19 protein-coding genes are annotated in these 15,237 nt (G+C 44.3%); 11 read left to right on the top strand and 8 right to left on the bottom strand.

Going from position 1 to position 15,237, the window contains the following annotated elements; translation table 11 throughout:
* Nucleotides 1-192 precede the first annotated feature (192 nt).
* Both R7070_RS00540 and R7070_RS00545 read left to right on the top strand, forming a co-directional pair.
* Nucleotides 193-1,173 carry an OmpA family protein gene (locus R7070_RS00540; protein ID WP_065275126.1) on the top strand — a complete coding sequence of 327 codons (981 nt, stop codon included), beginning with the start codon at nt 193-195 and terminating at the stop codon, nt 1,171-1,173.
* A 136-nt stretch (nt 1,174-1,309) separates the two neighbouring features.
* Nucleotides 1,310-2,179: a LysR substrate-binding domain-containing protein gene (locus R7070_RS00545; RefSeq protein ID WP_115386473.1), complete on the top strand. Its 870-nt coding sequence runs from the start codon at nt 1,310-1,312 to the stop codon at nt 2,177-2,179.
* A gap of 68 nt (nt 2,180-2,247) precedes the next feature.
* On the opposite strand, the gene R7070_RS00550 is transcribed toward R7070_RS00545, so the two are convergent.
* Nucleotides 2,248-3,123, bottom strand: a complete 876-nt coding sequence (locus R7070_RS00550) for a LysR family transcriptional regulator (RefSeq protein ID WP_318141069.1) — start codon at nt 3,121-3,123, stop codon at nt 2,248-2,250.
* 248 nt (nt 3,124-3,371) lie between these two features.
* On the opposite strand from R7070_RS00550, the gene R7070_RS00555 reads away from it, so the two are divergent.
* The gene (locus tag R7070_RS00555) at nt 3,372-3,608 is read left to right on the top strand and encodes a hypothetical protein (protein ID WP_054579233.1); all 237 of its coding nucleotides are present in this window, start codon (nt 3,372-3,374) and stop codon (nt 3,606-3,608) included.
* Between the two features lie 121 nt (nt 3,609-3,729).
* Here the strand turns inward: R7070_RS00555 and R7070_RS00560 are convergent, their stop codons facing one another.
* A complete protein-coding gene (locus R7070_RS00560; protein ID WP_017819764.1) occupies nt 3,730-5,100 on the bottom strand; it encodes an L-serine ammonia-lyase in 1,371 nt (456 codons plus the stop codon).
* 131 nt (nt 5,101-5,231) lie between these two features.
* On the opposite strand from R7070_RS00560, the gene R7070_RS00565 reads away from it, so the two are divergent.
* Nucleotides 5,232-6,074 carry a YdcF family protein gene (locus R7070_RS00565; RefSeq protein WP_318141070.1) on the top strand — a complete coding sequence of 281 codons (843 nt, stop codon included), beginning with the start codon at nt 5,232-5,234 and terminating at the stop codon, nt 6,072-6,074.
* On the opposite strand, the gene R7070_RS00570 is transcribed toward R7070_RS00565, so the two are convergent.
* Nucleotides 6,064-6,720: a hypothetical protein gene (locus tag R7070_RS00570; protein ID WP_256900359.1), complete on the bottom strand. Its 657-nt coding sequence runs from the start codon at nt 6,718-6,720 to the stop codon at nt 6,064-6,066. The two genes, R7070_RS00565 and R7070_RS00570, sit on opposite strands and share 11 nt — an antisense overlap.
* Nucleotides 6,721-6,969: 249 nt before the next feature.
* Nucleotides 6,970-7,236, bottom strand: a complete 267-nt coding sequence (locus tag R7070_RS00575) for a DUF333 domain-containing protein (RefSeq protein ID WP_005374023.1) — start codon at nt 7,234-7,236, stop codon at nt 6,970-6,972.
* A 277-nt stretch (nt 7,237-7,513) separates the two neighbouring features.
* Between R7070_RS00575 and R7070_RS00580 the strand changes: the two genes are divergently transcribed.
* On the top strand, nt 7,514-8,032 hold the full coding sequence (locus tag R7070_RS00580) for an NUDIX hydrolase (protein WP_005374021.1): 519 nt from the start codon (nt 7,514-7,516) through the stop codon (nt 8,030-8,032).
* Between the two features lie 435 nt (nt 8,033-8,467).
* On the opposite strand, the gene R7070_RS00585 is transcribed toward R7070_RS00580, so the two are convergent.
* The 4 genes from R7070_RS00585 to flgA all read right to left on the bottom strand — a co-directional run bounded on the left by R7070_RS00585 (nt 8,468) and on the right by flgA (nt 10,868).
* Nucleotides 8,468-9,214 carry a lytic transglycosylase domain-containing protein gene (locus R7070_RS00585; protein ID WP_042523341.1) on the bottom strand — a complete coding sequence of 249 codons (747 nt, stop codon included), beginning with the start codon at nt 9,212-9,214 and terminating at the stop codon, nt 8,468-8,470.
* Nucleotides 9,195-9,632: a flagellar export chaperone FlgN gene (gene flgN / locus R7070_RS00590; RefSeq protein WP_005374018.1), complete on the bottom strand. Its 438-nt coding sequence runs from the start codon at nt 9,630-9,632 to the stop codon at nt 9,195-9,197. Before flgN ends, R7070_RS00585 begins: the two co-directional genes overlap by 20 nt.
* A 20-nt stretch (nt 9,633-9,652) precedes the next feature.
* The gene (gene flgM / locus R7070_RS00595) at nt 9,653-9,934 is read right to left on the bottom strand and encodes a flagellar biosynthesis anti-sigma factor FlgM (RefSeq protein ID WP_005374016.1); all 282 of its coding nucleotides are present in this window, start codon (nt 9,932-9,934) and stop codon (nt 9,653-9,655) included.
* Between the two features lie 136 nt (nt 9,935-10,070).
* A complete protein-coding gene (gene flgA / locus R7070_RS00600) occupies nt 10,071-10,868 on the bottom strand; it encodes a flagellar basal body P-ring formation chaperone FlgA (protein WP_025768020.1) in 798 nt (265 codons plus the stop codon).
* 77 nt (nt 10,869-10,945) lie between these two features.
* On the opposite strand from flgA, the gene flgB reads away from it, so the two are divergent.
* The 6 genes from flgB to flgG are packed head-to-tail and all read left to right on the top strand — an operon-like array spanning nt 10,946 to nt 15,206.
* Entirely contained in the window at nt 10,946-11,308 is a 363-nt protein-coding gene (gene flgB, locus R7070_RS00605; protein WP_005374013.1) for a flagellar basal body rod protein FlgB, read from the top strand.
* Nucleotides 11,309-11,310: 2 nt separating this feature from the next.
* A complete protein-coding gene (gene flgC, locus R7070_RS00610) occupies nt 11,311-11,745 on the top strand; it encodes a flagellar basal body rod protein FlgC (protein ID WP_176311422.1) in 435 nt (144 codons plus the stop codon).
* On the top strand, nt 11,745-12,428 hold the full coding sequence (gene flgD / locus R7070_RS00615) for a flagellar hook assembly protein FlgD (RefSeq protein WP_318141071.1): 684 nt from the start codon (nt 11,745-11,747) through the stop codon (nt 12,426-12,428). The genes flgC and flgD overlap by 1 nt, the downstream gene beginning before the upstream one ends.
* A gap of 27 nt (nt 12,429-12,455) precedes the next feature.
* Nucleotides 12,456-13,652 carry a flagellar hook protein FlgE gene (gene flgE / locus R7070_RS00620; RefSeq protein ID WP_005374010.1) on the top strand — a complete coding sequence of 399 codons (1,197 nt, stop codon included), beginning with the start codon at nt 12,456-12,458 and terminating at the stop codon, nt 13,650-13,652.
* A 12-nt stretch (nt 13,653-13,664) separates the two neighbouring features.
* Nucleotides 13,665-14,396, top strand: a complete 732-nt coding sequence (gene flgF / locus R7070_RS00625) for a flagellar basal-body rod protein FlgF (protein WP_005374009.1) — start codon at nt 13,665-13,667, stop codon at nt 14,394-14,396.
* A 24-nt stretch (nt 14,397-14,420) separates the two neighbouring features.
* Nucleotides 14,421-15,206 (top strand): flagellar basal-body rod protein FlgG, encoded by a 786-nt coding sequence (gene flgG, locus R7070_RS00630; protein ID WP_005374008.1) that lies wholly within the window; start codon nt 14,421-14,423, stop codon nt 15,204-15,206.
* Nucleotides 15,207-15,237 lie beyond the last annotated feature (31 nt).

Below are 15,237 nucleotides of genomic sequence, written 5' to 3' on the forward strand. Positions count from 1 at the left end.
AGCTCATGAATAGATGGTCTTGAGGTTACCTTTTTCCGTTTTACGTCATTGGCGTTTGAATATCATTTTTGATTCTTTCCTACGCTATTTAGCTATTTCTATTCGAAGAAAAGAGAAAGTTACGGCTTCATATTTTACGGCAGTATGCTGCCGCGATGTGTTGCTTTGTGTACAAGAAAAAGGAAAAGAATAATGAAAAAAATCGCTATAGCAGTGGCTACTGTACTTGCTGGTGGTGTGATCTCAAACGTTGCACTTGCTGACACTTACATGGGCGGTAAAATAGGTTACAACTCTCTAAACGATGCGTGTTACCTAAACGAACCTTGTGACGACGACAGTTTTGCAGCATCTATGCACTTAGGCTACAGCTTCAACAAGTACGTTGCAGCAGAGTATGGTGTTGATTACCTTGGTGACTTCACTGCAAACTTCAAAAAGCCTGGCCTAAACACAGTTGACGGTGACCTATGGGCACTAACTCTAGCTCCTAAGTTCAACCTACCACTAACGGATTCTTGGAATCTATTCGCGAAAGTTGGTGCTGCATACATGATGGCTGGTGACGAGAAAGATTTCGTACCAACTGGCTCTCTGGGTGCTGAATACCAAATCAACTACAACTGGAGCCTACGTGCTGAATACCAACGCTACCAAGATATGTCTGATGATGTAATTGAAGACATGGATTCAGATTTCTTCGGTATCGGTTTCAACTACAAGTTTGGTTCTGAGCCAGTCGTTCAAGAAAAAGCCGTTGAAGAGGTGGTAGAAGCACGTCCTGCAACCCGCATTGTAGATCACGTTTACCCTGCTCAAACAACAGCGACAGTACAATTCGACTTAGAAAGTGCAGAAGTGAAAGACGCGTCGAACCTTTCTGGTACCGTTGATTTGATGAATACTTACCCACAAGCTCAAGTTGAGATCACGGGTTACAGCGATACGACAGGTTCTGCTGCTTACAACAAGCAACTCACAGAAAAACGTGCGAAAGCCGTTGCTGACGAGTTCCAAGCAAAAGGTATTGCGGCTGAGCGTATGACAGTGAAAGGCATGGGTGAAGCTAACCCAGTAGCAAGCAACGAAACACGTCAAGGTCGTCAAATGAACCGTCGTGTTGAAGTAGTTGTCCCTGCGTTTGAATACCAAACCACTGAGAAAGCAGAATAATTCCTGCTTAAGATAAAGTTCCAAAAGCCAGCGTGTATCACGCTGGCTTTTTTGATCCCGCTTAACAAACTCAGCACTTTCATCAATTTGTCATCACCAGTTCATACCATGGCTGCCAAGTGTTTGGGAGAGTGTTATGCAAAGTTTACCGCCGCTTAATTTGCTCCGAGCGTTTGAAGCCACGGCGCGATTACAGAGCTTCACTAAAGCCGCAGAGGAGCTAAATGTGACCCGTGCGGCCGTCAGTCAGCAGGTGAAATCGCTAGAACTGCAGTTAAATGCAACATTATTCGAGCGCAAGGGTACGCATCTTACGCTGACCAGCTCAGCAAAAGAATACTGGCCTGTGGTTAACCATGTGCTTCAAACATTATCGACCACGACGCAGCATTTATTTACTCGTCCCAAGAATACGCAAGTTAACTTACATGTCGCTCACAGCTTTTGCTCTCAGTGGTTAATGCCAAGATTGGCTGATTTTCAGCGACAATTCCCAGACATTTCCTTTAAAGTCTCGACAACTGCTAATACAGTTCCAAACGCCAGTGCGATTGCGGATATCGAAATTATTAACGGAGATGGAGATTGGCAAGAGCAAGAAGCCATACGATTAACCCAAGAAAACTGGATTGTTGTCGCAAGCCCCGGCTTTATGCATTTAAACCCGATAAATGACCTCTCGCAGTTAGCTAAAGCGCCTAAAATCTGTACTAGTGGTTATCATGAATCTTGGCAAGAGTGGCTTTCACACCAAGGTTACCAAGGGAAGGTGAGCAAAGTCGTCGCCGAGTTTGAACACTCATTGCTTGCTATTCATGCTGCGATTAATCAACTTGGCGTGTTGCTGGTAAGAGACTTTCTTGTTGAGGATGAGCTGCAACAGGGCGTATTAGTCCAGGCTGGAAATTGGCATATGCCAAGTTCTGGTGCACATTATATGGTGGTTCGAGCATCCGAAAAATCACACGTAAACACCTTTGCTCAATGGTTAATACAGAGTCTTTAATGTTCGTTCAGCGAGTAAGTAGAGCGCATGTGTGGTTTGGCTATTATTAGCAGTAGCAAGTCATCAGTCTAGGACTGAGCGACATGCTTAATGACATCTAATAACCACTGATTTACCGGAGCTTGCTGTTGAGAGCGACGACAGCTCATCACGTAGCGAACATCAAGCTCTAGCCCAGCAGGAAGCGCGATACTCCGGCAACCCTTAGGAACATGTCCACTCATCGTTATGCCAAAATGATTCGTTTGCAGAAGCACTTTTTGAATCATCGCTGGATGCTCAATTTCCACTTTAGGTGTGGTTCTAAAACCCATATGTTTGAGCCTTTCCAACACTGGGTATCGGTAGTCGTTCCATCCCGGCGTTTTAAAAAGTATAAAAGGGTATTCTTCTAGTTCTTGGGAGTTTTGAGCGGGATGATCTTGTCGAACAAAAAATACCACTTTTCCTCGCCCTAGTTCGGTCTGAACAATTGACTGTGGCAGATCTTCATCAAAGTAATGAATCGCAATGGCGTTTTCACCGTCAATTAATCGTTTTTTTGCTTCGCTACCCCAGCGCAAACATGAGAATTTTGCGTTTGGGGCGTGCTTTAGTAACTCCAAGTAAAACTTGTCACCAAAGTACTCCCAAAACAATGTGTTGGCATAAATAGTGATTGAACCGTCAAAATGAGCTGGTGAAAAATGCTGTGGTTTGATGGAATCAATACTGTTGATTATTTGCTCAAAATGCGCAATGTTCGCTTCCACAAAAGCTGTTGGTTCAAAGCCATTTTTGGTCTGAACGAATAGCGGATCATTGAGCTGAGTTTTCATCTTTGTCAGATTTTTGCTGATTGCTCCTGACGTTTTACCGAGTGATTCTGCGACTAACCGGACGTTACGTAACTCATACATCCGTTTTAATACCAAAATATTTTGAATATCCAGATTAACGCTCATACATTGTCTCGCTTGGCTTTTGTCGACAAATCATATCGCTGAATTTCTTAAGAAAAGACAACGCTCGGTCAATTTAAGTTGCTGCCTTATCCCTGATTTATTGAAGGTAACGATAAGTTATTCTTGGTTACATCAGTTTATTAGCATGGATTTCCATTTGGTAAATAATGGCTTTCCTCGTATGAGCGCGTTTCTGTTGTTACAGTTTTTCCACCGACAGAAAGTAAGAACGATAATAGAGGTGATGTATGAAAAAACTAATCGCACTTGTTTTGATGGTTTGCTCAACAAACGTAGCATTTGCTGGTGATGGGTCATACACGGGCACGATTGATATGACGATGGCAACGAAAAATCAGGTTGACGTAGAGCGTTCAGATTCTCAATTGACGCTGAAGGGTCGCAATGAAATGGCCTATGGCGGTGTAACAATCCATTCGGATGCTGCAACTCAAAAAATTGAACTTCGTGGTCGACGTGATTAATCGAATAGTTTCTTGTTAAGAAAATGCCGCGAAGAACGCGGCATTTCTATATGTAATATCATCAGATCATAATTACCAGATAAGCGTATGGTGAGAAGCTAAGCGCAATGACCACCTGCCATTATTCGCATGGCGGTGCCATATGAATGACAGCTAAGCCCCCCAAAGAGGTTTCACGGTATTTTTTATTCATATCTTTACCAGTCTGATACATGGTTTCGATAACTTTATCTAAAGAAATTAAACATTTACTTGTGCGCTTTAATGCCATACGCGATGCATTAATCGCTTTCATTGCTCCCATGGCATTTCTTTCAATACAAGGTACTTGAACCAAGCCGCCAATCGGGTCACAAGTCATACCCAATGAATGCTCCATCGCAATTTCCGCAGCAATACAAATCTGCTCGTTACTGCCCCCTCTTAGCGCTGTTAAGCCAGCGGCAGCCATGGATGAAGAAACCCCAACTTCTCCCTGACACCCCACTTCTGCACCAGAAATTGACGCGTTAGTTTTATATAAGATGCCGATAGCGCCGGCGACTGCGAGAAAGTCTTTTAGCTGTTTAACATCGAGCTCTTTGATGAAGCGATGGTAGTACATCAATACCGCCGGAATCACCCCTGCTGCACCATTCGTTGGAGAAGTGACGACTTGCCCTCCTGCTGCATTTTCTTCACTAACCGCAAAGGCGAAGAGATTGATCCAATCCATGATCTCCATCGGATCGTTTTCAACTGCAGCGTTGGCTTCGAGCTTTTTCAAAAGGTTTGGTGCTCGACGAGTGACATTTAGACCACCTTCCAAAATCCCTTCCGTATCGAAGCCACGTTGCATGCAGAGCGACATCACTTTCCAAATTTGCTCTGCTCTTTGGTTAATTTCTTCGTCTGAGCGAAATGCGAGTTCGTTTTGGAGGATCATGCCTCCCAAGCTGAAACCGTTCGTCTCGGCTTTTTCCAGCATCTCATCTGCGGATGTAAACGGAAATGGTACTGCGACCTCATCTTGTTGCGTGCCGTTCTCTAGTTCGTCGGCGGTGGCGATGAATCCGCCCCCAATGGAGTAATAAATTTCAAACGCTACTTGATCTCCAGCAGCGTCTAATGCCGTAATCGTCATGCCATTTTCATGCAGGGGAAGGTTGTCGCTATGAAAGACGATGTCATGGTCGTAGCTAAACTCAATCTGGTGTGTACCGGCGAGCATGAGCGTATTATTGTCTATGGTATTTTGTAGCGCACTTTTGGCACTGCTCATTTTGATGGTATCAGGTTTATTTCCCATCAAACCAAGGACCGTGGCTCGGTCTGTATGGTGCCCTCGACCTGTCAGTGACAATGAGCCATAAAGGTCCACTTGCACCCGATGCACTTTCGCCATAGAGTCGCTAACTAGCTGAGTGAAATGGAATCCGGCAAGCATAGGACCATTAGTATGGGAGCTGGATGGCCCGACACCAATTTTAAATATATCGAAAATCGACAGCATAATTGACTTCCTTTAGCAGTGAACCTTTATAAAGGTCTCTAGAACAGTGTTGTTAACTAGATGTTAAAGCTTGTGGGTCGGGAGTGAAAGAAGATTTTTGTAACACTGCCAACTAAGCGTGAGATTTTAAAATGAAGTTAGACAACATCGTCATCGTTTTAGGTAAACGCCTCGTCAATAACAAATTGACCTCTGAGGGCATAACCAGAGTCGAAGTTTTGTCTTGTAGGACTGCATCACTACCGACAGAGCGAACGGCGATTATTTTTTGTGGCGGAGTAACGCAAGGACAAAGCGTTTCTGAAGCAGAGGCGATGTACGCGTATTTTAGAACCCTAAACGCAGACTCTGTGACTCCGTTCCCTGAACGTCATATACTCTTAGAAACGGAGTCGTTGAACACGTTTCAAAACATGCGTTATGTTTCCCAAGTTTTGTGCAAAAGTGGGTTGTTCGAGTTATGGTTGGGGCATCCGGTTGAGGTTATCTTGCTATCTAATGACTACCACCTCGAACGAATCATTGATATCCAGAAGTTGATGGATGAGCAAGGCTTATTACGAGTACTTAAATCCGATTGCGAATCCATTGGGGTGACTCTCAATATTCCACTGGATATCAGCAAACATATTCGCGTGCCATACCCACATAAAGGGCTTATGGCGGAGACATTCTTGCTACTCGATGAACTCACAACCTACCGAGTTTATTTAGAAGGGGTCAAGCATGGCGCATTTTTCCGAGATTTATCAATTGTCCGAAAAAAGCCACTTATGATCGCAAGAGATGCTATTCACAAATTGCTCTCTTTACCGCTCGATAAAGAGGCTTTGCAACATATTGAAGAAATGAAAAAGGCCGTCGAAATGACGGCCTTGGATGAATCTATAGGTGCTGCGGAAAAGGCATTAAGTATCTTCCATCCGATACTGACTGCATTGAACCGTCGCTTTGATCCTGAGTCTATTCATTAAGCTCGCGTTTTGTACGGACGGCGCTTAATGCGATCAAGCAGTAGCAAAGCAGTTCTATACCTTCTTCTGAGATATTTTTAACATCACGGATGTAATTTTCATCCATCACTTGTTGCCAAAAACTACCCATACCATACAAACGAGAGAAGACTAATAATAGCATTACAGCACCAACTAATAGCTTCATATGTGGCACCGTTAAAATGGTCGCCATTTCGTTCATGGTACCTTTACCACCTTGGTAAGCTTTGGCGCAAGCCAGTGCGGTGACAGCAAGTGCTGGGAAAACCCAAGAGCCATGATGAATCATATCTGTCCAATAGTCCGTTTCGCGAATAATCAGTACTGCAAAAAATCCTGCAATCAAAATAGCCGCATGCTTTAGCTGAGGCTGTTGTTTCGATAAGCTGAAAAACGACCATGATGCAATAGCAAGCATCACAAGCTGGAGCGTTTCTGTAACGGAAAGCTCGCCAAGGCTTGATCCCAACACGACATAATCAAGACGAAGACTAAGGTTAACGAGAATACTTATAGCGACAATCATCAAGGCGTTTAAGCTTGATTTATAAATAATGCGCTTTGATTTTTCAGTAACAACGTTGCTTGGGGCTGACTCGACTTCTTTTACTATTTGTGTTTTCATCTTGCTCACCTGTCCCAGAAAATGTGGAAGAAATGTGAATTAGTGTGATCTGTGTTTGGAATTTTATTGTCCAAGTGGAAAGTTATGTCAGAGGAATGTCAAGAATAGAACACTGTTCGATATAGGGTCGATGTGCGGTAAAGTCAGAGATATGTAAAAACAACGTAAGAACACTTTGATAAATCGAATAAAAAAGGAGCCAAAAGGCTCCTAAGTGATAGAGGGAAGGTGACGTATCGACAAAAATAATTAGTAGTTGTCACCCTCATTTTCTTTGTGATTCTCGCGATAGTATTCCCATTGCTCGACGCGTTCATTGTCCGACAGCACACAGTAAGTGACACGTTCGCCGTTTTCCGACACGGTATCCAGCTCACCACCTTGCTGAACACAGTATACGGCTGCGGGATTTGCAACGGAGGTATACTCAGTTGATCGGGTCGCTCCCTCGTAAGTTGAACAACCAGCCAGTACCAATGTTGCAGCCATAGCCATCATTAAATTTGTCTTTTTCATTCTTTATCTCCGCATGGGGTGGGCGAGTATTGTATTGATTATAGGCAACTTTAAGAGATTATTGTCTTATCGATGTTAAAAGTAAGAGGGACGTATAAGAATTTAGATATTCTCATTTATTGCTGATTAGCACGTCACACTTCTGTTCTAGGCGTATTGTTGTGAAGGTCATATCAATCACTTCCTGACAAGCGCTCGAACGTACCTGGTCTACAACAATGATTTAAAGTGTGAAATTCGGTAATATGCGCACAAAACATTGACCGTGGTATTTTCGATGAGACATTTAAAATCGACCGTTCATCCAGACATAGAGCATTTGGATGACAAAATTGTTTTTCAGCGCAATGCAGCGCGAGCCATTGTACTTGATGGTGAAGATGTGCTGTTGCTCTATACAGAACGTTACCATGACTACACGCTACCAGGCGGTGGTATTGATGATGGTGAAGATGTCATTGCTGGATTAGTCCGTGAATTAGAGGAAGAAACGGGCGCCCAAAATATACATGGTATTAAGCCTTTCGGAATCTTTGAGGAGTTTCGTCCGTGGTACAAGGATGACGCTGACGTGATGCACATGGTGTCGTATTGTTATACATGTAAAATCGAACGTGAGCTAGGCGAAACGGCGTATGAAGATTACGAAGTTAAAAATGGAATGCGCCCGGTATGGATGAACATACACGAAGCAATTGCACACAATGAAAAAACGATGGCAGAAAGCCCGAAAAAAGGCATGAGCATTGAGCGCGAAACGTTTTTACTTCAGTTGATTTCTAAAGAATTACTATAAACAGCTAGTTTGCATCATTACGACTTAGCTTCTGTTGGCTCTATTGTGGGCAAAGATTTTAGAGCAATAAAAAAGTCCGGACTCCCCCCCGGAACCCGGACTTATTCCAGACGCGCAAGCGAAGCGTCATCTTGATATGTTAGATTTGTTTCGAACTATGAAAACAATAGCTGTTTTACATTTAGTGTGTAAATAATTATTAGGTCTGACCATTGGTTTTCATGTTTTTTTGCAAACGCAATGTGACGCATATCTACCCAATTGCCAAGCGCAATTGGGGCGCTTTTTAGTAAACCACTACTCTTTCTTATCTTTGAGATACCTTACCTCAACTTTTTTGCACACGTTTGCATAGAGATCACGAGTTTTCAAATCCGCCGAACAGGATCTTGTGATTTTACGTTTCTCTGACATTGAGCTCTGTCGTAGCTTTTATCACAAATTAACTAGCGGAGGCAGTCGGCTAAAGTCGACCAGCGGTTGTGAAATCATAGGAGCGTCTGGAGCAAATAAGAGTAAAGGTTGAAATGATGAGGATTGTAACTGACCGATATCTATCAACTTTTCCAATGCATAGAAGCGGCTGACATATTGGCGAGTCTCGTTAGGCAGCGTGAGTTGTTGGAAATCTCGACTTCCTGCTCGCTGAATAGCACGTGCAACACGTCCTTCTCCGGCATTGTATGCAGCTAAAGTGAGAGCCATATTTTGATCGAATTTGTTGTATAAAAACGCCAGGTACTTGAGCGCGGCCGTTGTGCTAGCTTCTGTGTCAAAGCGATCGTCTTGTTTTGTATTTATCGTTAATCCGAAACGTTTCGCTGTGGCTGGTATCAGTTGCCAAAGTCCGGCGGCGTTAGCGTGAGAAACGGCTTTGGGGTTGTAAGAAGATTCTAACATTGGCACTAAGGCTAGGCTATTTGGTAATGAGTGGTTTTGAAGCTGTTTGAAAATGTGGTTAATTACCGGCTTGGATGAATCGAGACGCTTGGCAATTTGTGGCTTGTATGGGGCTAATACTTGATACTGCGTTTGAATATCGACAGCATTTGGTTTTGCCTGGCATGTGAATGGAAGGTAGGACAGAAAGGCAATAAAAATAAAAAGGCCTACAGTACTCAGCCGAGATGGCGACTGAATCTGTAGGCAAGACGAACATCGTTTAGAACGATTTATCTTCATAAGTGTGTTGCACAGGTTGTTTGAGTTGACTGACCAACTCATGGAACGCCGCAGAGCTGTGGCCATTGCTCTGATTGTATTGTTGGCACTGACTTACCAACGTTTCCAATAGCGCCCATTGTTTTCTAGCTTGCATACCTATTTGGGCAGGCAAAGCATTGAAAATTCGTTTTACGCTGGCGTCATTACACGCTAACCCCAGCGCTCGCATACACTGGCTTCTGTCATTGGCGGAGCGGCTGAGTTTATTGAGTATCGGCATTTGTTTCTGAACATTGTCGTTCAGTGCCTCTCCATCAAACTTTAAGTACAATACCTTTTGCTGCTGAAGCAAAGGAAGCAGTTGTTGATAAAGCTTAATATCCTCAGATATAGAGCGAACAAATTGTTGAATTCGCTGCGATACTGCGCTTGCCATGATGTCTTCCTAGCGTTTTATTACTCGTGACCTGTATGGAACTGCATGATTGCCTTGGATAGCACTTTTGTATCTAGGCTAAGTTCACCACGCGCTAATGCGTTGCGTACTTGTTCTACTTTTTCCATATCAACATCAGGTAGTGATGCCATTTCAGCTTGAGCGCGATCTATCGCTACGGTATTCGCTTGAAATGCAGGCTCGTGTACTTTGCTCTGTTCGACGACGTCGACAGGCTGTTTGCTTGCTTGCTGTAATTTTGTTTGTGGGACATGACCGCCCGCGACTTTGTCGATTTTCATGCTGTGGTCCTCATCATCATGTTCTAAATTAAGTAGGCGGTTAGAATGTGATAAACATTAAATATTTTTTTTGTACTCGAAGTTCAGTGTTACTGACGAGAGCCAAAATTAAAAAATGTTACCCCGAGTCAAAAAATCAAAATTGAGTATGAACCTGGTTTAATCCAGTTACGACTGCTCTTATGACCTTGCCCGAACTTGGGTTTTCCACGTCAATTTGTTGCCCTTTCGCTCCATCTTCTAAGGCGACTCCTTTTGTGCTGGCACTAAATCCATTTTTGCTCGCAATGACTATGACTTCATTGCCTTTCTCGATTAGAGGTGGGGCCGACAAATTGGATGGATTAACCACTTGTCCAGCCCTCAAACGACGAGAGGTTTCTAAGCCTACTGCTTGCTCGGGGCGAGTATAAAAATCGTCTTGGCGAGAGATGGTTCGGGTTTCAAGCTTTATGTGTTTAGCCGTTACGACTTCATTTCGGCCAACCGTGGTTGTCGCGACCAAAACAGGCAGAGTCAGCGAAGACTTTATCGTAACGTTAATTCGCCATGGTGATGCGATATTGTCGCAGCTGACTGAGCGCTTGAGGTTACCGACTGGCAACGTGTTGTTGTCACGACCTGTGATAACTAAAGGCGATTGACATTCTGGCAAGTGATTGGCGGAACCGGGCACCCACATGTCGAAGTCCAGTTTGTACTTCCCCCACTGATTGGAGAGCGCTACGCGATCCACCTCTTGTTCGAAATCCGTTGCTACAACGGACTTTATCTCTTCAACGCTGAGGGTTTTGTCATTGGTGTTGGCGAATGCTTGTTCTGATGTCAAAGCGAGTAACGTCAGCATTATTGTTGAGGAAGTGGACACTTTCCTCTTGTTTTTAATGCTTTCCGAGAACCGGAAGTTTGGCTTCCATCCTTGTTTGTAAGTCATTGATATATATAGCTATTTTTTATGGCACGTATCTTGTTTGTATGTTGGCGTATTCGAGCCAACTGTAAGGAAGATGCATGGCGATCACATTTGAAAATGCTTTAGGAGTACATCCAGAGGCACTTAATTTTCGCGTTCAGCGTACCAAAGTCCTCGCCAGTAACCTAGCAAATGTTGACACCCCTGGGTATTTGGCGAAAGACCTAAGTTTCACCACCGTAATGAACCAAGTAACGGCAGGTGGTGTGAACAAACCGGTGCCAAAGTTCCAGGTTCAGGCCCAATACTCGGTGCCTTACCAGAATAGCAAAAATGGCAACACCGTAGAGCTTGGTGTTGAACAAGCAAAATTCACGCAAAACAACATGGACTTTCAAACTAGCCTGACGTTTCTCAACATGAAATTTAATGGCTTAGCGAAAGCGATTGAGGGACGTTAATTATGTCATTCACTGATATTTACTCGATCACTGGTTCCGCGATGACAGCACAAACTGTGCGTCTTAATACGGTAGCCAGTAACTTAGCAAACGCAGATGCAGTATCTGCAAATCCAGAAGATGCTTATAAAGCGCTTAAGCCAGTATTTGCGACTGTGTACCAAAAAACGCAAATGACAACAGAAAATGGAGCTTATCCCAATGCAGAAGTTCGCATTGTTGACGTTGTTAAAAATGCTGGAGATGCAGAGAAGCGTTTTGAGCCGAACAACCCACTGGCTAATGATGACGGTTATGTGTTTTACCCAGATATTGATGTAGTTGCTGAAATGGCAGACATGATGTCCGCAACACGCAGCTTCGAAACGAATGTTGAAGTATTAGCCAATGTAAAAAGTATGCAGCAAGGTCTGCTTAGATTAGGGCAGGGCAGCTAATGAGTATTGCACAATACACCCCTTTATCGTCTGACGCTCCAGTAAATACAAAAGCAAAAGACAGCAACGGTATCTCACCAAACCCTAAAGACATGAACAGCGCTTCTTCATTGGAGAATGAGTTTATTTCTTTGATGGTGGCTCAAATTCAAAACCAAGACCCACTTAATCCCCTTGATGGTACGGAATACGTTGGTCAATTGGCTCAGTTCTCGCAGGTACAAAGTACCGAGAATATGTCTAAGACAATGCAACAGAGCATGGTGTTACTGGACAACATGCAAGTGCTATCAACAGCGGGCCTTGTTGGGCAAACGGTTTACGTCAATGCGGATGAATTTCAGCTTGGTGAAGACGTACAAAACGGAAAAATCGAACTCGCTCATAGCTTAAACCAAGTCACGTTAGTTGTTAAAGATGAATTTGGTCAATCAACTAAAGTGCCACTAGGTGCTCACGGCAAAGGTGACGTCGACTTTTCAATTAATCCTGAAGAACTTGGTCTTAAACCAGGCAAATACTCAGTGGCCGTAGAAGTGCAAGAAGGGCAAGCAAGTCCAAATGTGCTGATGGCAGGCACTGTTGAGCAAGTGCGCATTCCTAATACCGGTGGCGCAGCATTAGTCAATGTCCATGGCGTTGGCAACGTTCCTTTCTATCAAATCACTCAGTTTGGTGCTTAACCAAATACGGAAATCAGAGGTCTATTTATGAGTTTTAACATCGCACTAAGTGGTCTGGACGCGACCAACACAGAGCTAAACACAATCAGTCACAACATTGCCAACGCATCAACGTATGGTTTTAAAGGTGGCCGCACAGAATTCTCCGCTGTATATAACGGCATGCAACCTGGTGGTGTGGAAGTCGCGTCAATTTCACAGAACTTCGACAAAGACGGCAGTATCACAGGAACTGGTCGTGCGATGGACCTAGCTATTAATGGCGGTGGCTTTTTTGTTACTAAAGATAATATGGGTCAAATGTTGTACACACGTTCAGGTGTGTTCTCAACGGATAAGAACAACTTTGTTACGGCTAACAGCGGTGCAAAGCTTCAAGGTTACAGTGTCGATAGCAACAACAACCTAATGACAGGTTCTGTGGGTAATATTCAGGTATCGACTTCCTCACTGAATGCTAAAGCAACAGACAGCTTAGATTTTGTTGCGAACTTCGACGCAAGCGCGTCTGTTATTGATAAAGCCGTAACGCCATTCAATCCAAAAGATCCAAGCTCATTTAACTCGTCTTACACAACAAAAGTCTACGACTCACTGGGTAACTCGCACACGGTAACTCAGTACTTTACTAAGACTGCTTCTAACTCGTGGGAAGTGAACGTTCAAGTAGATGGCGGTACGACGCCAGTAGCAACTGTGCCTGTAACGTTTGGTAAAGACGGCTCGCTTTCAGCACCAACTGCGCCGTTTAATGTTTCATTCCCTGCTGCAGGCGCGAACGCGATGAGTGTAGACATTAACCTGAAAGGCAGCACGCAATTTGGTGCAGCTTTTGGCGTAAGTACTAATAGTCCTAACGGTTACACATCAGGTGAACTTGCAGGTGTACGCGTTGAAGGTAACGGCATGGTTTACGCGACTTACACTAACGGCCAATCACAGCTACAAGGTCAGGTTGTTCTTGCTGATTTTGCAAACACACAAGGCTTAGCGAAAGTGAGTGGAACATCATGGACTCAAAGCTTTAGCTCAGGTGCTCCAATTATGGGTGTTCCGGGTTCAGGTACGATGGGTGACCTAACTCCGGGTGCATTAGAAGGTTCTAACGTTGACTTAACCAGCGAGCTTGTTGCTCTAATGACTGCACAACGCAACTACCAAGCAAACGCAAAGACAATTTCTACCAGCGACAAGCTTACTCAAGCTTTGTTTAACGCGGTGTAATGGGAGTTTTGCATGGATAGTTTGTTATTTACGGCAACGTCGGGTGCCAGCCGAGTTCTTAAAGCGCAGCACGTTCGTTCAAACAACTTATCAAATGCTGATACTGCGGGTTTTCGAGCGGATATGGAGCGTGTGCGTAGTGTAGAGATGCAAGGCCCAGGTTTTGATGGTCGCACTATGGTTGTGACCAACTCTGCCTCAACACGTTTCGACGCTGGCGATATTGTGAAAACAGGACGTCCGTTGGACGTTGCGGTTATGGGGGAGGGATATCTCTCTGTAGAAACCCCAGCGGGTAACGAAGCTTACACCCGTGCAGGCAATATTCAGGTCGATACTTTTGGCGCTCTAACAATCAATGGGTTCCCTGTCCTCGGTGACAATGGTCCTTTGGTTGTGCCGGATTATCAAAAGATTGAAATCAGCGAGCGTGGTCAAGTCTCAGTGATCCCACCAGGTGGCGGCGCAGAAATTGTGGCAGGCACTTTGAAGTTGGTTAAACCGGAAATTAATCAACTGCAAAAAGAGAGCGATAGCTTGCTGCACAGCGTAGATGGCGTGCCATTCGCGGCAGATGAAACCGTGCAACTCTCTCCTGAGCACATTGAGGGCAGTAACGTATCTGCTATTGATGAATTGGTTAGTGTGATGTCGCTGACGCGCAACTTTGAAATGCAAGTTCGCATGATGAAAACGGCGGAAACTCTAGCAAAAGCTGGTAACAAATTAATGGCGGCGAGCTAAGTCTCGCCCCGCAAGGAGTAAAAAATGCATTCAGCATTATGGGTAAGTAAGACAGGCATGGCAGCGCAAGACACGAAGATGACTGCCATTTCTAACAACCTAGCAAACGTAAACACGGTTGGCTTTAAGCGTGACCGAGTCGTATTTGAAGATCTTTTCTACAGCATTCAGCGTCAACCAGGCGCACAAGTAGACCAAGTTAACGAACTACCAAGTGGTATTCAGCTAGGTAGCGGTGTTCGCGTTGTTGGCACACAAAAAGTGTTCACGCAAGGTAATACCCAAAACACAACGCAAGAGTTGGATCTTGCTGTAATGGGTCAGGGTTTCTTCCAAATAGAAAACTCGGACGGACAGATCATGTATACACGTAATGGTCAGTTCCATCGAAACTCAGAAGGCTTAATGGTGAACAGTCAGGGCCTGCCTTTAGAGCCTCAAATCCAGATCCCAGACAATGCGGTCTCTTTCTCTGTGGGTGTTGATGGCACAGTGACTACAACAACAGCAGATGATCCAACACCTCAGCAGCTTGGTCAAATTACACTTGCAAAATTCATCAATCCAGCCGGCTTAGAGGCCATGGGTGGCAACTTATTCCGTGAAACGGAAGCCAGCGGTCCAGCTGATGAGCTGATTGCAGGAGCTGATGGCGCCGGCATTATCAAGCAAGGTGCACTGGAAGGGTCAAACGTACAAGTAGTAGAAGAGATGGTCGACATGATCACCACTCAACGTGCGTATGAGATGAATGCGAAAGTGGTCTCTGCTGCAGATGACATGCTGAAGTTTGTTTCGCAATCAATGTAAGTATGAAATTGGTGATGATGAAGGAAAAAGC

This window comes from Vibrio sp. 1557, assembly GCF_033340175.1.
GTDB lineage: Bacteria > Pseudomonadota > Gammaproteobacteria > Enterobacterales > Vibrionaceae > Vibrio > Vibrio alginolyticus.